A 23,229-nucleotide genomic window follows, 5' to 3' on the forward strand; every position below is an offset into this window, starting at 1 on the left:
TCGGACCGCTTCCGGCTGTCACTGTCTCGCTCAGGCGTCATGGCGATGAATTGAAGTCAGGGTCATGGCTATATTTTTATTATTGAATATCGCAATATATAAAACTATATAGCGCGTGAGCCTGTGCTTTCTTATAAAGGAATGACTGATGACAATGGTCCTGAGCGGCAAAGAGGCAGTAGGCGAGCGTTACACGCTGGAAACGATGCGCCACGCCCAGCAGATGACCTGGAAGGCCATCGAACAGATCGCTCGGGCTGTTTCTCCAGGTATGCGCGAGTCAGAGGCCCAGTTGCGAGGCAAACAGATCCTGTCCGAACTGGGCATGGATCGAATCTGGCATCCACTGCTGATCCGCTTTGGCACCAACACACTCAAGACGTTCAAACAGCGCTCCGATGGCGATCCTGAACTGAGTGACGAAGATATTTTCTTCGTCGACATGGGCGCAGTCTGGCAAGGGCACGAAGGTGATGCCGGGGCGACTTTCACCACGGGTTCCGATTCGGAAATGATCGCCTGTGCCGCGGCCGCCCGGGAGCTTTTCAATCGGGTCGAAGGCTTTTGGCACAGCGATCGGGTTTCCGGCATGGAGCTTTACAGCTATGCGGCCAGCCAGGCGCAAGCCATGGGGTGGAAGCTCAATCTGGACATCAAAGGCCACAGAGTCTGCGATTTTCCTCATGCGATTCACCGTGGCGGCGACCTCGGGGATTTAGACAAATGCCCAACAACCGGCCTATGGATTCTGGAAATCCAGATCGCCCACCCGGAGCGCCCTTTCGGAGCGTTCTACGAAGATTTGCTTATCTGACCGAGGAAACCTCATGCCTAACCAAACAGAGCAACCGGTTCTGCTGTTCTCCTACGGTACCTTGCAGGATCAGGCAGTCCAGTTGTCTACCTTTGGGCGCGAGTTGAAAGGGCGTCTGGACAGCCTGCCAGGCTACAAGCAGAACCTGGTCGAGATCACCGATCCGGCGGTGCTGGCCACGAGCGGGAAAACCCATCATCCCATCGTGCAGGAGAGTGGCGACCTGTCGGACGAGATCGCCGGCACTGTTTTCGAGATCACGGCCCAAGAGCTGGTCTCGGCCGACGAATACGAGGTGGCGGACTATAAACGCGTCAGTGTGATCCTCAAGTCCGGCATCAGCGCCTGGGTTTATGTGCAAGCCTGATCGCTAAGGGCTGCCGCAAGGGGAAAATGATTTGTCTCGTATCGCTGCAGGCTTCGGGCGGGATGACGACCGGAAGACTTCCATCCTCCGTATCATCACCCTGAAATCAAGACGCCGACTGGCTGCTCGCTCGCATGACCCCCCGCCTCACCATTAGCCACGAGCCAACGAAACAGTTCGGCCACCGACACCGTATGGCTGCGCTCTATCCAGCGTACCAACGCCGGGCCGTAGTGTTCGGTGTAGCGGGTGAGTACCAGTTGGCGACAGTCCGGTGACAGGCGCAGGGTGATTTCCCGACAGTGCAGATTGGTCGGATCATCCCGGATCACCCGTTGCTGCAGAGTCAGGCTATTGCTTTCAGAACCCATCGGCCGGTGCTCCTGTGCATTGAGTAGTGGTGTTGTCTGGCGAGCCTTGTTTACCTTCGGCCACGTAAGCGGCACGATGCTCGGCGACCACATTACGCAACGCGCTGTAATAGTCCGGCAGTTTTTGCAGGCTATCGGTCAGCGGCAAGGCTTCTGCCCGGCCATCGACGATGCCGCCGACAGTGCTGATAGTGGACAGCGTGTCCACGGTATCGCTATTGCTGCCGAACGGATCGACCACAAAACCGAGCACGCGCCCGGCGGCGTCGCGACTGTTGGAGGTCCCGAGCAATGGCAACTCGATAATCGGACCGTTGCCGATACCCCACACGCCGAAGGTCTGGCCGAAGTCCGCGTCGTGGCGCGGGATACCGGCCATGCCGGAGACGTCGATCAAACCCACCACCCCTACCGTGGTATTGAGCGCGAAACGTCCCAAGGTATTGACCGAGCGCATAGGGTTGCCTTGCAGCAGGTCATTGATAAAAACCTTGGGCTCGCCGAAGTTCGCCACAAAGTTATGCACACCGGTCTGGAAAAAATCCGGCGTGTAGCGGTAGCCGCGCGCGACCGGCGCCAGGGCGTAATCATCAACCACCCGGTTAAACGCGAAGACACCACGATTGAACGGTTCCGCTGGGTCGTACACCGAATAGGCGATGTCGGCACAGGCCACGTCGGTGGTGGACGGCGGCTGGCTGCTGCAACCCGTCAGCCCTGCGGCCAACACGGCAATTGAGGTGTTGCGGGCCAGCCAGGGAGCACACTTGAAAGGCAACATGGACGCAAGTCTCAGGAGGAGTTCGCCGTGATGCTGAGCCCCAAGCCTTGCGCAAAGATGTCTGGTTTATTACGGTGCTGATGTTTTATTGCAGAGTTGAAATATATGACTAGCGGCCGTGAATGGTTTTAGATGGCGGTTCCATTCGCCCCTTAAGTGACCTTCGGTGAACAGCCTTTTAATTGTGGACGACGACCTTGAAGTCCTCGATCTACTGAAAAAATTCTTCGTGCAGCACGGCTACAGCGTCGAGGTCGCCACAGACGGCGTGTCGCTATGGGCGGCCATAGAGCGCCAGACGCCGGACCTGATCATTCTGGACGTGATGTTGCCCGGCGACAGCGGGCTGATCCTGTGTCAGCAACTGCGGATTCGATACGCAATACCAGTGATCATGCTGACCGCCATGGGTGAACTCAGTGATCGGGTGGTCGGCCTGGAGCTGGGCGCCGATGATTATCTGACCAAACCCTTCGACGCCCGTGAACTGCTGGCCCGAGTGCGTGCTGTGCTGCGTCGCTTGGACGAGCGTCGTCCGGTTCCGCAAGAGCGGCCACGGCCACTGATTGATTTTGCCGACTGGCATCTGGACGTCACCCGTCGTGAACTTCGCTCGCCGGACAACGTGATGATCCCGCTGTCGGCCGGTGAGTTTGACCTGCTGCTGGTCTTCGTCGAACACCCCCAGCGCATTCTCACCCGCGAGCAATTGCTGGACCTGGCGCGCGGGCATTGCCATGACGCGTTCGATCGCAGCATCGACGTTCAGGTCAGCCGCCTGCGACGCAAACTCGAGTCCGACACCAAGCGACCGGCGATGATTCGTACCGTGCGCAACGGCGGTTACCTGTTCACTCCCAGCGTGACGCGGCGATGAGCTGGTTGAAGCGGATTCGCGCCCGAGACTGGCCGCAAGATACGGTTGCGCGCTGGATCGCGTTGACGATCATCCTGGCCATGCTCATTTCACTGGCGCTCAACGGGTTGTTTATCCAGCTGGCCGGGGTGTGGGCCCGCCCGCCGTTGACCGAAATCGGCCTGCTGGAAAAAGCCGCCGCCATCACCCGTGTCATCGAGGCCGCCCCAGCGCCATTGCGCAACCCATTGGCACAAGCCGCCAACGAGAACGGCTTCACTGTCACTTGGCACCCTGACCGACACGATCTCAACCTGCCGACAGTGGACGATCCGAAGTCCGGCATTGGCTCAACCATCCTGCAGCCGATGCTCAGAGCCCCTGACCGGCGCATCGAAGCCTATGAACCGGCCGACTGGACGGAGCACACGGAAGACGCGCATTACGCGCTGCTAATCGAGCTATCGGATTCATCATGGCTGATGTTCTCCGCGCCCTCGCGCAGTTGGGGGCTCGACGAAGCGCCACGCTACCTGATCGTCATCCTGCTGGTGCTGATCTCCACCGCACTGGTCGCACTGATCGCCACCCGACGCCTCGCCACACCTTTGCAGCGTTTCGCCGAAGGCGCCCGGCGCTTCGGCGTGGACTTCCGCGCACCACCGATCGAACCGCTCGGCCCCCACGAAATCCGCCAGGCCATTCTCGCGTTCAATGCCATGCAAGCCCAGTTACAGCACTTCATCCGCGACCGTACGCAAATGCTCGCCGCCATCTCCCATGACCTGCGCGCGCCCTTGACGCGGATGCGCTTGCGAGGCGAATTCATCGAAGACAACGAGCAACAGCAACGGCTATTTCGTGACGTGGATGAAATGCAGGCGATGATCAACTCGGCGTTGGAGTTCTTTCGTGATGATGCGCGGCTTGAACCGGCGACCCAGTTTGATCTGGCGGAACTGCTGCAAACGTTGCTTGATGATTATCGGGATCAGGGAGTCGACATTACGTTCAGTGGGCCGCTGCGGTGGGTGTATTTCGGGCGCCCGTTGGGGCTTAAACGGGTGATTACCAACTTGCTCGACAACGCTATCAAGTACGGCAGTGAGCCGGGGATTGAGCTGAACCCGAGCGCCGGTCAGGTGCGGATAAAAGTACTGGATCGTGGGCCGGGCATACCAGATACCTGCCTTGAACAAGTGTTTGTGCCGTTCTTCCGGATGGAAGGCTCGCGCAACAAAAGCACGGGGGGTGTTGGTTTGGGGTTGTCGGCGGCGCGGGCGATTGTGCTCGAGCACGGAGGCAACCTGACACTGCGTAATCGGTCGATGGGCGGGTTGGAGGCGTTGGTGGTGTTGCCGGTGCATTAGTCCCGAAAGACTCGCCTCGAAATGATCAGAAACCTGTGGCGAGGGAGCTTGCTCCCGTTGGGTCGCGAAGCGGCCCCAAAGAAGGGACTGCTGCGCAGTCCGGCGGGAGCAAGCTCCCTCGCCACATTTTTCAGTCAACAGGGCAAGGGGCAATCCTCCCCAAGGATCGTGTGAACCTAAGCCTCCCAGCCCGCCCCACTGACCGCAGCCTGCGCCAGTGGGTGCAAATCTGCTCCCTGATGCTCCGTTTGCCAGGCCAACAACTCCTTGCGCATGCCGGGCGTCCAGTACATCTGCAGGTGATTACGCACGCCGAGCACGGCCTGTTGCTGGTCCGGTTGGGTGGCGAAGTACTGGGCGATCTGGTTGACCATTTTGATCAGGTTTTCAGTGCTCATCGGCGTACCTCGGCTTTAGTGCCACGCGCCTGACGGCGTTCGTCGAGCAAGCGTTGTTGGTTGTCACTGAATTCCTGATAGCGTTTTTGCCACTCGGAAGGGTGGTAGACGCGGCTGACTTCCACGGCCGTGACCTTGTACTCCGGACAGTTGGTGGCCCAGTCGGAGTTATCGGTGGTGATCACGTTGGCCCCTGATTCAGGGAAGTGGAACGTGGTGTACACCACGCCCGGGGCGACCCGTTCGGTGACCCGCGCACGCAGCACGGTCTGGCCGGCGCGGCTGCCGATGCCGACCCAGTCGCCTTCGTTGATGCCACGGCTCTCGGCGTCGGTCGGGTGGATTTCCAGGCGGTCTTCGTCGTGCCAGGCGACGTTGTCGGTACGCCGGGTCTGGGCGCCGACGTTGTACTGGCTGAGGATGCGCCCGGTGGTCAGCAGGAGCGGATAGCGATTGTTGACCTTTTCCTCGGTGGGCACGTAGCCGGTGAGCATGAAGCGCCCCTTGCCGCGCACGAATTCCTCGATGTGCATGGTCGGCGTGCCGTCCGGTGCCGCGGCGTTGCACGGCCATTGCAGGCTGCCGTGGCGGTCCAGTTCGGTGTAGCTGACGTTGGTGAAGGTCGGCGTCAGGCTGGCGATTTCATCCATGATTTCTGATGGATGCTGGTAGTTCATCGGGTAGCCCAGAGCGTTGGCCAAGGCCACCGTGCCTTCCCAGTCGGCCTTGCCGCCCAGCGGCTCCATGACCTTGCGCACCCGGGAGATGCGTCGCTCGGCGTTGGTGAAGGTGCCGTCTTTTTCCAGGAACGAACTGCCCGGCAGGAACACGTGGGCGAACTTGGCGGTTTCGTTGAGGAAGATGTCCTGCACCACCACGCATTCCATGGCCGACAGCGCCGCGGTGACGTGCTGGGTATTCGGGTCGCTCTGGGCGATGTCTTCGCCCTGGCAATACAAGCCCTTGAAGCTGCCGCCCAAGGCCGCCTCGAACATGTTGGGAATGCGCAGGCCCGGGTCGGGTTGCAGAGTGACGTTCCACGCCTGTTCGAACTGCGTCCGCACCACTTCGTTGGAGATGTGCCGGTAGCCGGGCAGCTCGTGGGGGAAGGAGCCCATGTCGCAGGAACCCTGAACGTTGTTCTGCCCACGCAGCGGGTTCACGCCCACGCCTTCGCGGCCGATGTTGCCGGTGGCCATGGCCAGGTTGGCGATACCCATGACGGCGGTGCTGCCCTGGCTGTGCTCGGTGACGCCCAGACCGTAATAGATCGCGGCATTGCCGCCAGTGGCATACAGGCGAGCGGCGGCGCGGATGTCGGCAGGTTCTACACCGCAGATGGCGCCGAGGACTTCCGGCGAGTTTTCCGCGCGGCTGACGAACTCGCTCCAGTGGGCGAAATCCGTTCCTTCGCAACGGGCGTCGATGAAGGGCTGATTGAGCAGGCCTTCGGTGACGATGACGTGGGCCAAGGCGTTGAGCATGGCAACGTTGGTGCCCGGACGCAGGGCCAGGTGCAGTTCGGCGCGGGCATGCACTGAGTCCACCAGATCAATGCGTCGAGGGTCGATGACAATCAGCCGCGCGCCTTCACGCAAGCGGCGTTTGAGTTGGGAGGCGAACACCGGGTGGGCGTCGCTGGGGTTGGCACCCATCACCAGAATCACGTCGGCCTGCATCACCGAGTCGAAACTCTGGGTGCCGGCGGACTCGCCCAAGGTTTGTTTCAGGCCATAGCCGGTTGGCGAGTGGCAGACCCGCGCACAGGTGTCGACGTTGTTGTTGCCGAACGCGGCGCGCACCAGTTTTTGCACCAGATAGGTTTCTTCATTGGTGCACCGGCTGGAGGTGATGCCACCAATGGAATCGCGGCCATATTTTTGCTGCAACCGACGGAATTCGCTGGCGGCGTAGGTCACCGCTTCATCCCAGCTGACTTCTTGCCAAGGGTCGTTTATATGCTGGCGGATCATCGGTTTGGTGATGCGATCCGGGTGGGTGGCGTAGCCCCAGGCAAAGCGACCTTTGACGCAGGAGTGGCCGTGGTTGGCCTGGCCGTTCTTGTCTGGAACCATGCGCACCAGTTGGTCGCCTTTCATCTCGGCGCGGAACGAACAGCCCACACCGCAATAGGCGCAAGTGGTGATCACGCTACGTTCGGGCTGGCCCAATTCGACCACGCTTTTTTCCATCAGCGTCGCGGTCGGGCAGGCTTGCACACAAGCACCGCAGGACACGCATTCCGAATCGAGGAAGTTCTCGCCCCCGGCGGCCTCAACCCGGGATTCGAAACCGCGTCCGGTAATGGTCAGGGCAAAGGTGCCCTGGGTTTCTTCGCAGGCGCGCACGCAACGGTTGCAGACGATACACTTGCTTGGGTCGTAGTCGAAGTAGGGGTTGGAAGTGTCCTTCACGTCGGCCAGATGGTTCTCGCCTTCATAGCCGTAACGCACCTCCCGCAGACCGACCTGTCCGGCCACGGTTTGCAGCTCGCAGTTGCCATTGGCCGAGCAGGTCAGGCAGTCCAGCGGGTGATCGGAGATGTACAACTCCATGACGTTACGGCGTAGGGTGGCGAGCTTCGGCGTCTGGGTGTGCACGCTCATGCCTTCGCTGACCGGCGTGGTGCAGGACGCGGGGTAGCCGCGCATGCCGTCGATCTCCACCAGGCACATGCGGCAGGAGCCGAAGGCTTCCAGGCTGTCGGTGGCGCACAGTTTCGGAATGGTGGTGCCCAGCAGCGCGGCGGCGCGCATCACCGAGGTGCCTTCGGGCACGCTGATGCTGCGGCCGTCTATGTTCACGGTGACTTGCACCTGGCTGTCGCGGGCCGGCGTTCCAAGATCGATATCGGTTTTCGGGTCGAAGAGAGTGATCATTGGTCGGCCTCCGAGGCTTGCAGACCGAAGTCGGCGGGGAAGTACTTGAGGGCGCTGGCGACCGGAAAGGAAACCATGCCGCCCAACGCGCACAGCGAACCGTATTGCAGGGTGTCGCACAGGTCCTTGAGGATGATCACCTGTTCATCGCGACCACTTTGATCAGGTGCGGCCAGCAGCCGGTCGATCACCTCCGCACCACGGGTCGAGCCGATGCGGCACGGTGTGCATTTACCACAGGATTCCTCGGCGCAGAACTGCATGGCGAAACGCGCCATATGAGCCATGTCCAGGCTGTCGTCAGCCACCACCACGCCGCCGTGACCGAGCATGGCGCCGATGGCGGCAAAGGCTTCGTAGTCCAGCGGCGTGTCGAATTGCGAAGGTGGCACCCAGGCGCCGAGCGGACCACCGACTTGGGCAGCCTTGAGCGGCCGGCCACTGGCGGTACCACCGCCGTAGTCTTCCACCAGTTCCCGCAACGTCAGGCCAAAGGCCCGTTCCACCAAACCACCCTGACGAATATTGCCTGCCAGTTGGAAGGGCATCGTGCCGAGGGAGCGGCCCATGCCGTAATCGCGATAGAACTGCGCACCCTTGGCCAGAATCAGCGGCACCGAAGCGAGGGTCAGCACGTTGTGCACCAGGGTCGGTAGGCCAAACAGCCCCTTCAAGGCGGGGATCGGTGGCTTGGCGCGGACAATTCCGCGCTTGCCTTCAAGCGAGTCCAGCAGCGCAGTTTCCTCACCGCAAATGTAAGCGCCGGCACCGACCCGCACTTCCATATCGAAGGCCTGGCCGCTGCCGCCGACATTGGCCCCGAGGTAACCGGCGGCCCGCGCCAGGTTCAGCGCCTGGCGCAGTGTGGCCACGGCGTCTGGATATTCCGAGCGCACATAGATGTAGCCGTAAGTGGCGCCGACGGTGATGCCGGCAATGGCCATGCCTTCGATCAGCAGAAAGGGGTCGCCTTCCATCAACATGCGGTCGGCAAATGTGCCGGAGTCGCCTTCGTCGGCGTTGCACACAATGTACTTTTGCGCAGCTTCGGTAGCGCGCACCGTGCGCCATTTGATCCCGGCCGGGAAGGCCGCGCCGCCACGGCCGCGCAGGCCTGAATCGAACACTTCCGTCGCGGTCTGTTCGCCGCCCATTGCGGTGGCCCGGGTCAAACCCTCGAAGCCACCGTGGGCCCGGTAATCATCCAGGGACAACGGCCGTGTAATGCCGGCGCGGGCGAACAGCAGGCGTTGTTGAGTCTTCAGATAAGGCAACTCTTCCACCAGCCCTAAGGCCAGCGGATGGTCGGATGACTCGCCTTGCAGCGCATCGAGCAGCGACGGCACATCGGCCGCGGTCAGCGGACCGAAGCCGATACGGCCTTGCGGGCTGTCCACTTCCAGCAGCGGTTCCAGCCAGTACAGGCCGCGCGAACTGGTGCGTTGCAGGTCCAGCGGCAGATTGCGTTCCCGGGCCTGAGTGGCAAGGGCCACGGCGACTTCATCGGCGCCCACGGCACGGGCAAGAGAATCACAGGGCAGATAGAGGCGCGGCATCATGCATCCTCCCGGCAAGCGTCGAGCAAGGCATCCAGACGCTCAGCACTAAGCCGCGCATGCACCCGGCCATCCAATTCCAATGCGGGCGAGCAGGCGCAAGCGCCGAGGCAATACACCGGACGCAGACTGATGCGGCCGTCGGCGCTACTGCCGTGATCATCCAGTTGCAGACGTTCGCGCAACTGCGCCGCGAGCTGCTCGGCACCGCGACTCTTGCAGGATTCAGCCCGGCACAGTCGCAGGATATGCCGGGCCGGCGGCGCAGTACGGAAGTCATGGTAAAAGCTGATCACCCCCCGAACCTCGGCCTGACTCAGGTTCAGCGCGTGGGCAATCTCGGGGATGGCGGCATCGGGGATGTAACCGATGCCCTCCTGAATCTCATGAAGAATCGGCAACAGTGCACCAGCAGAGCCCTTGTGGCGCTCCAGCACGCTGTTGACCATAGGCAATTGCAACATCTCATCAGGCATTCAGCATTCCTCACGGTCACGGACAAACCAGAGGGTTGTCGGTCGTCCGAAAGTGTCGGCTGCGGCACTCACACCACGTCACGGTATCGTGGCATTTTCAGGCCGTTGGCCAGGGCACCCTGAGCGGGCATCTTGTTGGGCCCGGTGCGGTCTTTGCCGCACCTTTTATAGGGCATTAAGGCAGCTTGCCACGCTGCCTTTGATTCATCAGCACCAAAGCGACGTGTTCGATTCTGTCTGCGACTACCTGTTAAGTCTAGAAGAGTGCAGGTCGAGGCGTTCGCTCACTGAGTACTTTGCAGGTAACCCTTGAGCGCGATGGGAGGGGCACCAAAATACTCACTTGGCGGGAAGGATCATCACCCACAACACCACCGTGGTCAGTGCCGCCAACACACTGCACGCTCCGGCGATCAAATGACGGACGACGGGGTATTCAGACTGCTTGAACCGGGCGATCACCAGAAGCCAGGTTCCGACAAAGGCACCTGAAATCGCCATCATTGTATAGAACATGAATACAACGCCCCGGGCCGAGTTTCCTCCGGGGACAAACCATCTGTTGAACAGAATCAGCACCGCAATCCCGACAATAAAACTACCCACGGCACCTGCCAGATTAGCGAGCCACAGATTCACAGTGCCACGGTTCCTAACCACCCAAATCCACATCCCCGCTGTCGCAGCGAAGAACACCAACATGCCGATTAGCTGCATTCAATCCTTTCCTTGTTAACAATGCCCCTGAAACTGCCGGTTTCTTTGATGAGATGAGGCGATGGAGGCACGATATCAAACTGGTGGCTCTGTGCTGAAGGGCATTGTTGTTTGATGTGGGTTGGATTCCGAGTTGGAGATTTGTTTTTCATCGTAGGGGAAGGTGAAGTTTGAATTCACCGGCAGGACATCGATGATAGAGCTTTCGAAGCTGATTTCTCCGCATTTGCTGAGAGCTGAGTGATCGAAAGCCCCGACAATCTCGGGGCTACAAATACCTGTCAGTCAAGCGCAATCCCTGTGGGAGCGGGCTTGCCCGCGAAAGCGTCAGGTCAGCCAACATCAATGCTGAATGCACTGTCGTCATCGCAAGCATTTCGCTCCCACAGACCTTATTCCTTACCGACTGGCATCAGAACCATCCCGCTTAAGCACTTTCACTGCATCATCAACCACCGCCTTACTCATCGCTGTCAAATAATGTGCAGTCCAAGCGTGGCGGTCGGTGTCTTGAGCGTAAGCAGCATCTTCGGTCAGCTTCTTGGCGAGAAACAGAAAATCAGAAGCCATGGCTAACGCATCACCGAGGGGAACGCCGCTAGAGACGTGGAACAGCGGTTGATCGGAGCAGTAAATGGCAGGTGTTAGTCCGATGGTTTTGAGTTCTGGTTGATCGGTCATTTGCCACCTCCGATGATGGAGAGGCGTTGGGAGAGGGTGGACGGTGGGGTATTACGCGATTGGGAATTGCGTAGAGGGAAAAGCCAAATTTTATACGGATTGATGCTGCGCATTATCAGACTCCTTGATATGTGAAGCTGCCACATTCGTTTCCACACGAATGGGTGACAGCTGTGCGCAGGGTGGAAAACCGGGAATCAAGGAAACCGGCACGCCCGAAGACGTCCCACGCACAGCCGCCATAACTCACGCCGCAGACACAAAAAAAGCGCCGGCAGACGTGATGGGGGCGCTGTTGCGCCTTGAATTACACGGGTTTCCACACCCGGTCGCTGAATTGGCAGCGACGGTGGGAGGGTATCGTGGAGATCTCGTTCCTGCAACCTTCCAAATCGCTGGGTAATAATCTGGTCGATCACGGCGTGAACTCGGGTTATGAAGTCGCGGCGGCGAGCGGCACTTCAGTCATGAAACGCGTTGAAACAAAGTGACGCCATCCGTCTGCGGGTTACATATTTGCGCTTCGGGTCGTTGCGTATTTACCTCATACTCGCGTGCTTCTTCCGTCGGTAGCTCTGCTTCTCGACTAATCTGTAGACGCAGCCACCAGACCATTAATAGCCAAGGAGAAAGGCGATGCCAGATAACTGGAACCAGCATCAGTCGGATGCATCTGCCAAGGATGCTCTCGAACTTTTCCCGGCCCCATCTGAATTGCCTGCGACCCTATGAGCCAAGCCGCTTTTGTCAATCCAAGCCTGCTCACATGGTCTCGTGAGCGTGCGGGTCTCTCCACTGAGCAGGTTGCTAAAAAGCTGCCAGTGAAACCTGATCGGGTAGAGGAGTGGGAGGCTGGCGAGAGCAAGCCAACATTCCTTCAGGCTCAAAAATGGGCGAGTCTCGCTCACATCCCTTTTGGCTTCTTGTTTCTTCAGCAGCCGCCCTTCGAACAACTGCCTTTACCTGATCTGCGGACCGTCGGTGGGATTGCGCCTCAACGTCCCAGTCTGGAGTTGTTGGACACCGTCAGGGATACCATACGTAAGCAGGATTGGTACCTGGAGTATCTGCAACACCAGGAGCATCAGCCGTTGGCATTTGTCGGTCGCTTCAACAGCCGATCTCGAGTCGCAGAGGTGGTGGACGATATCCGCCGGACGCTCGGCGTGAACCCTGACGCTGCTCGATTGGATTACGACAAATATAGCCGTGTCTTGATCGAAGCTGCGGAAGCGGCTGGCATTTTGGTTATGCGCAGTGGCATTGCTCTAGGAAATACTCATCGCAAACTTGAAGTTAGCGAGTTTCGGGGCTTTGCCATCAGTAATGCCTACGCCCCCGTTGTATTCATCAACAGTTCCGACGCACCCACCGCCCGGCTGTTCACCTTACTTCACGAGCTGGCCCATATCTGGATTGGTAGCAGTGGAGTGTCTGACGGAGACACCGCTAATGGTCGAGACGAGGAACGATTCTGCAATGCAGTTGCAGGTGAATTTCTGGCTCCCGAAGCCCAGTTCCGCGCCCTGTGGAGCGCAGATGTTCACTGGGAGGACAATTTAGCTCCGCTTGCCACTCGGTTTCACATTAGTAAATTAGCTATCGGTCGCCGCGCCCTTGATCTGGGTTATATAAGCCAAGCACAGTACAGCGCTTACTATCGAATGATCCTCAAGGCTTTTCAGGATGACAAAGGTGGAGCGGGTGACTATTACCGTAACGCCACCGCGAAAAACAGCCCTCGCCTAAGCAAGGCAGTGCTGACTGAAGCAATGAGTGGCCGGATGCTGCTACGCGAGGCGGGAAATTTGCTCGGCGTGCAACCTGCTAAATTAAGGACTCTCGCCAACAAGATTACGGAATGAATCATTTACTCGACGCTAACACGCTGATCGAAGCAAAAAACCGTTACTACGGGATGGCTATCTGTCCTGGCTTTTGGCAATGGTTACTACTTAAGAACAAAGCATTGGTTTTAGCCAGCATTGCACCTGTCATGGATGAGCTAACAAAAGGGCATGACGATCTGGCGGGTTGGGCGAAGGACAATTCTGATTTCTTTCACTCCACCACCGATCAGGTTACGCAACTGGCATTCACGCAGGTTGCGGGATTTGTAGCTGATCAAGCGCATAAGATGAAAGTTGGCGCTATGGAAGAGTTTTTAGCGGGTGCTGACCCTTGGTTGATTGCGAAAGCAATGACTACAGGGGCTACAGTCGTTACTCATGAAGTGCTAAATCTCGATGCTAAGCGAAAGTTCATAATTCCCAATATTTGTAAGGATCTGAATGTTCCTTTTTTGAATACGTTCGAGTTGTTGCATAGGCTTGAAGCAAAGTTTGTGTTGCCTGCTTGAAAAAAAGTAGCTTGCTCAAATCGTGTGGGCTTGAAATGTTTAGCAGGGTGAATGGAAATAAAACTGCCCCTTTTCGGTCAGATGGCCTGTCCCCTTTTTATGCAATTGTTTCTCCCGCACGACAACGCTACCCTTTGCGTCGTTTGGGATTTAAGTTTTTAACAGGAAAAATAATATGGATATTCAGCACTTCTATCCTTCAGTGCGCCGCTTTATAAAAATTGACGCGATCATACTGATTTTTATTACCCCGTTTTTTGCTCATGCGGACATTACTGAGGAAGAGGCGACGGCTAACTGTCTTAAAATTAGTGAATACTCCGCCGAGGGCGGAAAGTATTACAAGCTTAAGCAATACGCCAAGGCTCGGGAGCAATACGAGCGACAGGTCGGCTGGTCGGAGAGTTGTCAGCTGGGCGAAGAGGCAGTTGCGATGGCCTACAATAACGTCGCTCTCACCTATGTACACGAAGGCAATTACCTTAAGGCCCGGGCATGGCTGAATATTCTTCCAAGCGACAAAAAGTCGATTTTCAACCTTGAAAAATTCAGTGGCGATATAAAAAACTCAGTAGAGAAACTGTCTGCTAAGTCAGAAGGGCAATATTGGCAATATGCCGGGGCTTCGTTATGGAGCACCATGACTATCAAGCCGCAGGGTCAGAAATACAAAATTGATTTTCAGGGTTATTACGCTGGCCTGATGGCGATGTATAACGGTCCCAATATGGGTGAGTTTTCAACGGTGTTAGAGGTTGATAACGGCAAGGCTCATTACGCCATGAGCGGAGATGATGAAGGCGACTGTGTATACGACTTCGACCTTAAAAAAGATCTGCTCACTGTAAAGCGCACGACAGGTGAGTGGTGCGGTTTTGGTCATAATGTGGTGGCTGAAGGCGTTTATCACAGGGTCGAGTTTTAGCCGTTTTCGGACAGTTCACGAAATTTGGCAAACAGTCGAAATCCAACGTAGTTGGTGTGGCGTTTGTTCATCACACAAACAGGGGGCGGATTTATTTTTTGATTTATTTTTTCCTGCTGTCAGTTCTAGTGTAGAGAAAAAATTTGTCCTCCCTTTTCTCCACGTCAGGCCGGTTCCCCAATACACCACCACTGTACTGCGACCTCATCGTCAGGTTGTGTTACGTCATGCCCGTGCTCGATGAAATGCGCTGGAGTGTGCAGGGCAAGAACATCACTGATCCGCTCTGGTTTAAGCGCGTTGGTTTCACCGAGAAAACCCAGATAATAGTCCCGGTCATAGAAGAGGGTGACCTCGCTCTGATGAACCCATGGCCACACCAGCAGACAAGCGACCCGGTAGTAACCCTGTGAGTGGTCGTCAGCGTTGGACAGGTGGCTAGCGGCTTCGAGCAGTTGCTGAATGCAGAAGGCCTGAACTTCGATCCTGGCTTGAGGGCCTTGGACCAGGGCTGCGTGCACCGGGATCTTCCAATGTGTGTAGCACTCCATGTGCGCGGATCGCGGGTGAAACTCATCGCGAAAACTGGAGGCCCAGCTTTCCAGAGCGCGAAGGCGGCGGGGAATACCTTTGAGTGGCTTGTTGCTGAGGGCGATTTGCCGCATTGATACGTCCTTGTGATGCAGAAAAAATCTTTCGTTGTTGTCTACCGGCGCAATGGCAAAGTGGACAGATTTATTTCCATATCAGCCAAAACCCTACCCAGTACCAGTCGGTGTAAAAGGGGCGCCAAACCAGCCCTAACTCGATGGATCACTGAATATCTTTCAAGTAATCCTTAAGCGCAATGAGCGGGGCATTTAGTTGCTCCGTTGTCTGTGCACTGTTGAAATCAGCTGACAACCGTTGCAGCTCTCGCCCTAGCGGCGTATCAGCCCCGCCTATAGCGTCCAGCGCCAAATCTATACAGTGCGCCACTCTAAACTGAATACCCTCTACATCACCCCGCCGCACCAACAACCCAAACACCTCCCGCTCATAATCACTCATGATCGGATCATCCCGCAAAATCGGACTTTCACCTTCCGTCTCATAAGCCAGCTTGAAGGCGAAAAGGGCAACGGTTTCCAGTGGCAATTCCATTGTGTGAATCCTTGATTCGTTGGCTGAGCGGTTTCGGGTTGCGGCGTTGAAAGACAAGATCAAAAGATCGCAGCCTTCGGCAGGCGGGGCGAGATCACTTTCCTACAGGCGAAAAAAAAGGCCTTGCAAAGCAAGACCTTTCTTAATTTTGGTGCCCGAGGGAGACCGTCGGGTTCCATATAATACGTGGCTTGCAGACTATTTTTGCAGTTAGGGATACACGCAGGGATACATGATCATTGCTTCTGTCATTTAACTACTGAAAAACATCGTGTTGCTGAGCTCCCATAGGCTGAGGCTTATACTCGATTTCCTGCTGTATGGCGAAAAAAATGGAGATGATTAGGTGCCAACTTTACCAGACTTACGTGTAGCTCCTCCTCGGTCATGGGATGAGTTCGAGGACATCGTTTGCTCAGCTGCTAAGAATCGTTGGAGCAATCCAGATTTCACCCGTCATGGCCGTCAGGGGCAGCGTCAAGATGGTGTGGACATCTACGGTAGTGATCATGAGGGACGTTTTGTTGGCATCCAATGTAAAAACACCTGGGCCGGCATTACGATAAAAATGATTAAAGACGAGGTTGATAAGGCTGAGAATTTTCAACCTCGGTTGGCGTGCCTTTACGTTGCGACTACGGCTGAGACAGATAAGGCAGTCCAGCGTTCGGTACGAGAGATATCGACTCAACGGAAGAAGGAGGGGGCTTTCGAGGTTGTAATTTTGTACTGGAATGACATTTGGGCTGACCTCACACGAGACGAGTCTCGACTTTTCCAGCATTACCCAACCTTGCGCCCCAGAGATTCAAGCGGTAAGAGAGAGCTCAGTCACGATCAGAAGCTGTTCCAGGAGTTTCAATCTGCACTCTCTTTCGATCCTACGATACGGTTCCTACGTGATCAGGACTTTGGTCAGGCGTTCTTCCGCCGCTCCATTGAGCCGCTCTCCGAGTTTTCGTACACCTGGGATCAACCCGAAAAGGAATTTATAGACCCTGATTTACAAGCTCAACTGGCCGCTTTAAAAGAGGCAGCTCACACCTTAAACGACCATTTCGCAGAAAAAACGGTGATGGTGGGAGATGGGCGACGTATTTCAGTTTATTCGGACCACCTGCGCAGTGCTGGTCCAAAGCCGGATTGGGTGAGGGAGGAAGGTCGGGTTCTGAATAAAGAGGCTCTGCTCTTCGTTCAAATCTATGAGGAATTCATTCGTCTGTGCAAGCGCGAGCTAGAGGCGTAGCTATCACCATACGTGCGATGGAAGTGAAAACCTTGATCATCCGACCTCACGCTAGCCGAAAAGACCGCTGGGGACCCTGAGGGTTTTCTCTTAGTACGGGGTCGGAAACCCGCGGGACTGTGTTAGTGGGAGGATTTCAAAGTTACTGAAATTTCAGGCATTGAAATCGAAAGAATTCTGCTGAAAAAAGGCCATCGTTACCGCAGCGGTAACGATGGCCTTTTGTGTTGATGATTATGGACACCTTGGGCCGTCAACCAAGTCAACCTGTCAACCAATGTACAAAAATCAGCCACTGCCAAGATCACGCGGGTTTTATGCCCCGTGTCTTTTAGATTTGCTCAGAGTCCCCGGCGTCTTTCCGGGACACTGTGCATTTGCACTGGTGAACAGTGTGTTCACCCGGTTCACCTGTTCACTAAGCTGGGCACCTGTCCGCTAACAAAGTCCGGCGGGTTTCCGACCCCGTGTGTGTCTGATTGACTCAGGGGCCCCCGCTTCAGCTGGTGTCTCCTCGCTGGTGGAACTCAATTCTTATGGGGAGCGGGGGCAGATGCTCGCCAAATGTAGTGTAACTCGTGTAGCGGGTGTAACGTTATGGCCTAAGTCATTGAATTTAATGGTTAAAATCGGTGTTACCTGGGCTTAGAGATTTTCGAATCTGGGTGTAACAGAGACGAACGGTGTAACGCTTCGCGTCAAATCGCGGGGACAATTCTCAGCCTTCTAAGTTTGCTGTGCGTCGAAAAGGACCGGTTGTAGGCGACGTTACGGTCTTGAGTCATGGGGGGAACAGATCTATCGATTGCGATGTTCTGCTGTGGGAGCGAAGGGAGATGCAGGCGTTGCAGCGCTTTACCCGTGACCAACTTGGGTAGTGCACCTAGATTCCGCGTTTAAGCAATCGTTTCAGCGGGTCTTTCCATCTCGGCTTGATTACCTTTCTAACGCGAAAGGCCAAATCCATTCGGCGTGATACTTTCCGTATTGTTGTGATTTTTTGAGTTTTAATGTAGATTTCCAGGTTATTTTGCGTTAGGCGGTGCTTGGGTTCTTTATATTGAACAACCAGCCGGTCTCTCGTGTCATGGTTATAGAGGCGCTACATGAGCAGTTTTTGGGCAAATACTCTGCAAGATACAGTCAAAAACTCGGAGCGTATTAGCCGCTTTCCCTCTAGAAATCGTGACGCGGAAAGTTGGTTGATGCAGTATTTAGAATCTGCTCCTACTTCCACAAATCAAGGTGCTGCTGAGCTACCTTTCCAAAGATGGTTTCATTTCAAAGAAGCTTTCTCTCCAAAATTTGTAGCAGATACACTGAGTTCTCTTCCGTATCCCGTTAATACATGTCTCGATCCTTTTTCTGGTAGTGGTACTACCGCGATAACATGCAGAATGCTAGGGATCGAATCTTTAGGTGTAGAAGTTAATCCATTTTTAGCCGATTTGATAAAGTCAAAACTGGTGCGCGTACCCATTGCGGAGTTCTGCAAGAATTACGAATTATTGATTTCGAATCTTGAGGTGCTTCCGGAAGATGAGGTTTTGGCTGCCGGGATGCCAGTTACATTCGTCGAGCCTGGGAAAAATTCGAGATATATCTTTAGTCGAGAAATTTATGGAATTGCTCGTGCTATCCTACGTGCGTCAAGAAGTATGGACGTTGATCAAAGCAGACTGCTCCGTGTCCTGCTCGGAAGCGTGCTAGTTCAAAACAGTAATGTCGTTATAAACGGAAAAGGCAGAAGGTATCGTAGGAACTGGCAACTTCGCAGTAAAACAGGAACGGACTTGATCAAAAGCTTGGATGCCGCGATTGACACTGCTGCAGCCGATATTGCTCGTTTTTCTGGGTTGCCCGAATCAAATTTCATTCTTCACCAAGGAGATGCCCGCAGCGCGCTTTCGCTAGTCATGCAGGCAGACGTAGCTATATTTTCACCTCCATATCCAAATTCATTTGATTATACCGATGTTTATAATGTGGAATTGTGGATGCTCGGATATCTTGAGTCGTCTGTCGAAAATAGAGCGCTGCGTAGTCAGACGCTTCGCTCTCATGTGCAGACTAAGTGGGTGTCTACCATTTCTAAAGTTCGCTCAGATAGCCTCGATTTAGCAGTGGCGGCTCTAGAGGCGAAGCGCGGAGAACTATGGAATGTTAATATTCCGGAGATGATTCGTTTCTACTTCGATGATCTATGGTCCATATTTTTTGAGCTGAAAAGAATTCTTAAGGTCGGGCATCACGCTATCGTTGCTATCGGTGATAGTCAATATGCTGGCGTGCATATTGATGTTGCAACAATTTTGTCGGAATGTGTAGAGGGATTAAGCTTTAAGCTGGTGCAAAATGAGGCTATGAGGTCAATGCGCAATAGCTCTCAGCATGGCGGTAGTCTTTCGCTTTCTGAGCATTGTTTGGTATTTGAGCGGGTTCAAGGATAGATCGCGATGAATAAAGGTAATGAATTTAAAAAAGTAACACTTCCCAAGATCACAAGGGTTGTTTTGGGTGGATTTGATCTGTATACCCATAAGCCAGATGCAGATGTTTTCATAGTGAAACCTGTATTTTGCCTAATGGGTGCTAATGGATTAGGTAAATCAACCTTTCTTAATACGCTGAATTTTGCAATGACTGGAGGAATTCCAGATCCAGCTCGAAAGTTTCAGTCAGCGAAAGATTATCTAAAAGACGTGGCACGAATTGATCGAACTGAGGATTATTTTGGCGGGAGAATAAAGGAGGGCTCGAGAGATAGCGCAAGTGTCGCTGTTACTCTAGAGTGGCCAGCCGCGGTAATCGAAGTTGAGCGCAGTATATTTGAAGGTCGATCCGTTAGAAGACTGGTAGTTACGGATAAAATATCAGGCTCTATTCAAGATCTAACGGATCATTTTTCCGATAATGACGCTCTCTGTGAAGAGTATGAGTTGGAAGTGATCAGGCAATGTAAGCTTGATGATTTTTCACAATTTGTCTTCTTGATGCACTTTCTCGCAACCTTCGATGAAGGACGCCATTTGTTGATGTGGGACGATCAGGCTCTGACAAATGCACTTTATTTGGCATTTGGAACGGATCCCCAGGCAGCGAAGGCAGCAGATAAACTAAAGCGCGATATGGAGCGAGAAAGTTCGAGAGGGCGCAACGTTCGATTCTCAGCTCGTCACGTTTCAGATCGTATTAAGCAATTGATGGATGTTCTAAGTGGGCGCGATGAGTCCGATTTTGCGAGTGAGGCAGAATTGCGCACCAGCCATGAACGGCTTTTTGAGCTTCACCAACAGGCGGAAGGTAGGGTTCGCACTAAGCAGAATGAGTTGCGAGATATTGATTTAGCTTGGGCCGATTTGAGCGCTGCATTAACCGAGGCACAGGTAGAATATAGGCGGGTATTTTCAGCTCGGCTTAAAACGTCTTCAACTGTTGAACATCACCCTATTATTAGAAGTACGATATCTGAAGACCGTTGCGCAATATGTGGTGGAAGTCACGTATCGTCGCAGCTGCAACGGAAACTAGAATCTGAGCATTGTCCTCTGTGTGATAGTGGAATAGAACAAAGCTCGGCTGGGGAAGATATCAACCAGCTTCAGGTGTTAGATTCTGAAATTATAAAAATCCGCGATCAGCTTGGCGAAGTCCTCAGAAGTAGAAAGCGATTGAATGATGAGTTAAGTGCCGCTGAAGAAAGCGAGGCGCAGGCTCATGAGACACTCAGGATTTTTGAGGAAAAGGAGGTTCTGAGTCTCGCGAAAGTTGAATCAGGAGGTAGTTTCTCCGCGATCCAACAGCAGATTGAAAAGTTAGAGCGCGAGCGCTTAGAGTTTCTTGCGCAAAGTAAAGAGCATTACCGAAAACGCGATCTATGCAGGGACGAACTCAGGGGCTATGAGAAACAATTGAAGTCCCAGTATGAGGCTGGAGCATTACATTTTGTTCCCCGGTTCCGCGAGTTAGCAGAAGAGTTCATTGGCTTGCCGATCGATGTTGAACTTGAGCATAGAACGGGAGTGAACGACTCTGGATTTGGATTGCGCTTGCGTATGAATGACCAGCTTAGATCAACTCCGGATAAGCTGTCTGAAAGTCAGCGCTTCTTTATTGATATTGCGCTACGGATGGCACTTGCCGAATTTATGTCTGATAGCCCTGCTACATTGCTCATCGATACTCCTGAAGGCTCACTCGATATTGCATACGAGGCGCGTGCTGGGGCAATGTTTGCAAAATTCGTTGATAGCGGAAATGTAATTTTAATGACTGCGAACCTGCGCAGTTCGCAACTGGTGATTCGCTTGGCGGAAATTCAACAACTCAAAGGTATGCAGGTTGTGAGGATGACTGACTGGACGGATCTAAGTGACGTGCAACGTAGCGAGGAAAAATTGTTCCTTGCGGCCTACGATAAGATTGATGAGGCTTTGGGACAATGAATGGAAGCGATTTTTCTCCTGAAGCTTACTGCGATGCAGTTAGTATATTGATTGATGCACCGGCTTCTCTATTGCCGATGTCGATTATCGAGTTGCATCTTTTTTCGTATCTTGGTTCTATTTTGTCGCTTTTCCAGGGGCGACCGCTCGGAGATCTAGGTTACAGCTACGTCGTGACAACTGAAGGGTTCCCATTTAGTGTTCAACTGGAAGACGCAAGAGCTTTGTTGGTTTCATCTGGTCTTATTCTCATTGATGATCAGGGATACATGCAGCCACGATTCCCAGAGATAGAGGCTGAGTATCAGGAACTCTTGACGCTTCGGTCTCTTTCCGAGCGCCGAGCATTATTTAACGCTGCAACGCAGTGCGCTCTTGCGTTGCCTATAGGTTCGATCAGGCACGCGGTGTCACAGTCGCCAGGTATGGCGTCAGCGATTGATTTAGGCCATAGGAGTGATCTGTTTAATCCGGATGATGTCTCACTTTTATACGACGAATATAAAATTGTAAGAAGTGTCTTGACTCAGGACTCAAAGGATATATTAGCACCCGCAGTTATTTGGTTGTCCGCTAGGATCATGCGAGGCGAGGGCGACCTAAATGAAGTTTAATATTGAGAATGTGCAAGCACTTGTGAGTTCTGCGTATTTAGTACATGTTCGTGAGGCGTTTGGTGAGGTAGGCGAGCAATGCATACTTGAGGTTCTGAATGTCGTTAAATTGATTTATCAAACCTGTCCGCCAGAGCGTCTTAAGGCCACCTTAACTGTGGTGAGAGGTATTGCCTCTACTCCTCTTTCTCCGGTCATCGAGGTTCTCGGATCACTTTCTTCTGCTCAGTCGGCTCAGGAAGTGGGTGCCCTGCTGCTGGACGTTAAAGACCAGCATCATATTTTTATCGAAGCCGTGTCTGATGGTAGTTTTAGACTGTTGATGCTGGCGGTTGATGTTGATTTAAAGTCCCTAGCGAATGTATCAGTTGTTTACAGATTTGAGCGAAATACCGAGCAAATTCTAGCAAAGGAATACCAGGGTTATATGCCGAAGGTGTCGTCGTGTCTCGTTAGTAATCTAGCGATACCAACGCAATCTAGCTTGGAAGATGCTTTCAAAATCTACGCCAAAGAAATGGCTCTAGAGTCTCAGTGTCGTATTTTAAAAGATGTCTGGGAAGGCGGTGTGGATGGTCCGAGACTAGTACTGAAGAATAAACCTGAGTCGCTCATGCGAGACTCGCTTGCGCACGCATTGAGACTTTTAACCAGAGATACAACCGTTCGTCCGGAGCAAAACACAGATGAAACGAAACCAGTCGATATTCGCGTCGAATGGTTTGGGTCTGGAGCTTCTGCTTTAATTGAAATTAAATGGCTTGGCAAAGCCGTTGCAGTTTCCAGATCAGATGTTCCCTCCGCTACCTATACGGAATATAGTCTCTCGCGCGCTCAGGACGGAGCCAAGCAGCTCGCCGATTACATGGATAGGGAAGTGAGGCATTCCAATAAGAGTGCGCCACGAGGTTATCTTGTAGTGTTCGATGCCCGGCGCAAAGGGTTGAAAGGTGCACAGGACAGACTTTCGAAATCCGATGCCCAACATTTCGAAACAGTAGACTTGGATTTTTCCCCAGACTACTCCGCCCACCGTGAAGATTTTGCGCCGGCAATTCGGATGTTTATGCGCCCACGCGAAAGCCACTTTTTGGCATGAAGTTAAGGAGCAGTATCTAGGATTTATCTGAGGATATTGAAGGGCAGTTGTGAGCTTGAAGTGACAAATTTAGTTTTTCGACTTGAGCTATCGGCAAAAAGGGCCCGACTGGGCCCTTTTTCAGGTGACGCT

Annotated in this window: 23 protein-coding genes and 1 pseudogene; 14 read left to right on the forward strand and 10 right to left on the reverse strand. The window is 54.2% G+C overall.

Annotated elements, in window-relative coordinates:
- The first annotated feature begins 148 nt into the window (after positions 1-148).
- The gene (locus PMI18_RS09440; protein WP_007903464.1) at positions 149-814 is read left to right on the forward strand and encodes a M24 family metallopeptidase; all 666 of its coding nucleotides are present in this window, start codon (positions 149-151) and stop codon (positions 812-814) included.
- Between the two features lie 13 nt (positions 815-827).
- Positions 828-1,181 (forward strand): gamma-glutamylcyclotransferase family protein, encoded by a 354-nt coding sequence (locus PMI18_RS09435; RefSeq protein ID WP_007903468.1) that lies wholly within the window; start codon positions 828-830, stop codon positions 1,179-1,181.
- Between the two features lie 95 nt (positions 1,182-1,276).
- On the opposite strand, the gene PMI18_RS09430 is transcribed toward PMI18_RS09435, so the two are convergent.
- Together PMI18_RS09430 and PMI18_RS09425 are read right to left on the reverse strand one after the other, a co-directional pair.
- Positions 1,277-1,552 (reverse strand): hypothetical protein, encoded by a 276-nt coding sequence (locus PMI18_RS09430; RefSeq protein WP_007903470.1) that lies wholly within the window; start codon positions 1,550-1,552, stop codon positions 1,277-1,279.
- Positions 1,542-2,333 carry an MlaA family lipoprotein gene (locus tag PMI18_RS09425; protein ID WP_007903480.1) on the reverse strand — a complete coding sequence of 264 codons (792 nt, stop codon included), beginning with the start codon at positions 2,331-2,333 and terminating at the stop codon, positions 1,542-1,544. The genes PMI18_RS09430 and PMI18_RS09425 overlap by 11 nt, the downstream gene beginning before the upstream one ends.
- 166 nt (positions 2,334-2,499) lie before the next feature.
- Between PMI18_RS09425 and PMI18_RS09420 the strand changes: the two genes are divergently transcribed.
- Positions 2,500-3,210: a response regulator gene (locus tag PMI18_RS09420; protein WP_007903481.1), complete on the forward strand. Its 711-nt coding sequence runs from the start codon at positions 2,500-2,502 to the stop codon at positions 3,208-3,210.
- Entirely contained in the window at positions 3,207-4,559 is a 1,353-nt protein-coding gene (locus PMI18_RS09415) for a sensor histidine kinase (RefSeq protein WP_007903482.1), read from the forward strand. Before PMI18_RS09420 ends, PMI18_RS09415 begins: the two co-directional genes overlap by 4 nt.
- A 176-nt stretch (positions 4,560-4,735) precedes the next feature.
- On the opposite strand, the gene PMI18_RS09410 is transcribed toward PMI18_RS09415, so the two are convergent.
- The 5 genes from PMI18_RS09410 to PMI18_RS09390 all read right to left on the reverse strand — a co-directional run bounded on the left by PMI18_RS09410 (position 4,736) and on the right by PMI18_RS09390 (position 10,585).
- Positions 4,736-4,957 carry a formate dehydrogenase subunit delta gene (locus tag PMI18_RS09410; protein WP_007903483.1) on the reverse strand — a complete coding sequence of 74 codons (222 nt, stop codon included), beginning with the start codon at positions 4,955-4,957 and terminating at the stop codon, positions 4,736-4,738.
- Entirely contained in the window at positions 4,954-7,836 is a 2,883-nt protein-coding gene (gene fdhF / locus PMI18_RS09405) for a formate dehydrogenase subunit alpha (RefSeq protein WP_007903484.1), read from the reverse strand. The genes PMI18_RS09410 and fdhF overlap by 4 nt, the downstream gene beginning before the upstream one ends.
- The gene (locus PMI18_RS09400; protein ID WP_007903486.1) at positions 7,833-9,395 is read right to left on the reverse strand and encodes a formate dehydrogenase beta subunit; all 1,563 of its coding nucleotides are present in this window, start codon (positions 9,393-9,395) and stop codon (positions 7,833-7,835) included. Before PMI18_RS09400 ends, fdhF begins: the two co-directional genes overlap by 4 nt.
- The gene (locus PMI18_RS09395; protein WP_007903487.1) at positions 9,392-9,868 is read right to left on the reverse strand and encodes a formate dehydrogenase subunit gamma; all 477 of its coding nucleotides are present in this window, start codon (positions 9,866-9,868) and stop codon (positions 9,392-9,394) included. Before PMI18_RS09395 ends, PMI18_RS09400 begins: the two co-directional genes overlap by 4 nt.
- Before the next feature lie 339 nt (positions 9,869-10,207).
- On the reverse strand, positions 10,208-10,585 hold the full coding sequence (locus PMI18_RS09390; RefSeq protein ID WP_007903488.1) for a hypothetical protein: 378 nt from the start codon (positions 10,583-10,585) through the stop codon (positions 10,208-10,210).
- A gap of 121 nt (positions 10,586-10,706) precedes the next feature.
- On the opposite strand from PMI18_RS09390, the pseudogene PMI18_RS30555 reads away from it, so the two are divergent.
- Positions 10,707-10,829 (forward strand): annotated as a pseudogene (locus PMI18_RS30555) (PH domain-containing protein); the annotation flags it as partial.
- A gap of 155 nt (positions 10,830-10,984) precedes the next feature.
- Here PMI18_RS30555 and PMI18_RS09385 read toward each other — a convergent pair.
- On the reverse strand, positions 10,985-11,266 hold the full coding sequence (locus PMI18_RS09385; RefSeq protein ID WP_007903498.1) for a DUF3077 domain-containing protein: 282 nt from the start codon (positions 11,264-11,266) through the stop codon (positions 10,985-10,987).
- 362 nt (positions 11,267-11,628) lie between these two features.
- Here PMI18_RS09385 and PMI18_RS31745 point away from each other — a divergent pair, with 362 nt between their 5' ends.
- From PMI18_RS31745 to PMI18_RS09370, 4 genes are all read left to right on the forward strand, one after another.
- Positions 11,629-11,757, forward strand: a complete 129-nt coding sequence (locus PMI18_RS31745) for a hypothetical protein (protein ID WP_274517920.1) — start codon at positions 11,629-11,631, stop codon at positions 11,755-11,757.
- 237 nt (positions 11,758-11,994) lie between these two features.
- Positions 11,995-13,131 (forward strand): ImmA/IrrE family metallo-endopeptidase, encoded by a 1,137-nt coding sequence (locus tag PMI18_RS09380; protein ID WP_007903501.1) that lies wholly within the window; start codon positions 11,995-11,997, stop codon positions 13,129-13,131.
- A complete protein-coding gene (locus PMI18_RS09375; RefSeq protein WP_007903508.1) occupies positions 13,128-13,625 on the forward strand; it encodes a DUF4411 family protein in 498 nt (165 codons plus the stop codon). The genes PMI18_RS09380 and PMI18_RS09375 overlap by 4 nt, the downstream gene beginning before the upstream one ends.
- 175 nt (positions 13,626-13,800) lie before the next feature.
- The gene (locus PMI18_RS09370) at positions 13,801-14,550 is read left to right on the forward strand and encodes a tetratricopeptide repeat protein (RefSeq protein WP_007903510.1); all 750 of its coding nucleotides are present in this window, start codon (positions 13,801-13,803) and stop codon (positions 14,548-14,550) included.
- A gap of 164 nt (positions 14,551-14,714) precedes the next feature.
- Here the strand turns inward: PMI18_RS09370 and PMI18_RS09365 are convergent, their stop codons facing one another.
- Together PMI18_RS09365 and PMI18_RS09360 are read right to left on the reverse strand one after the other, a co-directional pair.
- Positions 14,715-15,215: a DUF3916 domain-containing protein gene (locus PMI18_RS09365; RefSeq protein ID WP_007903511.1), complete on the reverse strand. Its 501-nt coding sequence runs from the start codon at positions 15,213-15,215 to the stop codon at positions 14,715-14,717.
- Between the two features lie 148 nt (positions 15,216-15,363).
- Positions 15,364-15,693, reverse strand: coding sequence for a hypothetical protein (locus PMI18_RS09360; protein ID WP_007903512.1), 330 nt, complete (start codon positions 15,691-15,693; stop codon positions 15,364-15,366).
- Between the two features lie 346 nt (positions 15,694-16,039).
- On the opposite strand from PMI18_RS09360, the gene PMI18_RS09355 reads away from it, so the two are divergent.
- The 5 genes from PMI18_RS09355 to PMI18_RS09335 all read left to right on the forward strand — a co-directional run bounded on the left by PMI18_RS09355 (position 16,040) and on the right by PMI18_RS09335 (position 23,097).
- On the forward strand, positions 16,040-16,939 hold the full coding sequence (locus tag PMI18_RS09355) for a hypothetical protein (protein WP_007903514.1): 900 nt from the start codon (positions 16,040-16,042) through the stop codon (positions 16,937-16,939).
- Between the two features lie 1,106 nt (positions 16,940-18,045).
- Entirely contained in the window at positions 18,046-19,389 is a 1,344-nt protein-coding gene (locus PMI18_RS30565) for a DNA methyltransferase (protein WP_007903515.1), read from the forward strand.
- Positions 19,390-19,395: 6 nt separating this feature from the next.
- Positions 19,396-21,384 (forward strand): AAA family ATPase, encoded by a 1,989-nt coding sequence (locus tag PMI18_RS09345; protein ID WP_007903521.1) that lies wholly within the window; start codon positions 19,396-19,398, stop codon positions 21,382-21,384.
- Entirely contained in the window at positions 21,381-21,998 is a 618-nt protein-coding gene (locus tag PMI18_RS09340) for a hypothetical protein (RefSeq protein WP_007903526.1), read from the forward strand. Before PMI18_RS09345 ends, PMI18_RS09340 begins: the two co-directional genes overlap by 4 nt.
- A complete protein-coding gene (locus PMI18_RS09335; protein ID WP_007903527.1) occupies positions 21,988-23,097 on the forward strand; it encodes a hypothetical protein in 1,110 nt (369 codons plus the stop codon). Before PMI18_RS09340 ends, PMI18_RS09335 begins: the two co-directional genes overlap by 11 nt.
- The last annotated feature ends 132 nt before the right edge of the window (positions 23,098-23,229 follow it).

Origin of the sequence: Pseudomonas sp. GM102, from assembly GCF_000282555.1 — a bacterium.
In the GTDB taxonomy this organism is placed as follows: Bacteria; Pseudomonadota; Gammaproteobacteria; order Pseudomonadales; family Pseudomonadaceae; genus Aquipseudomonas.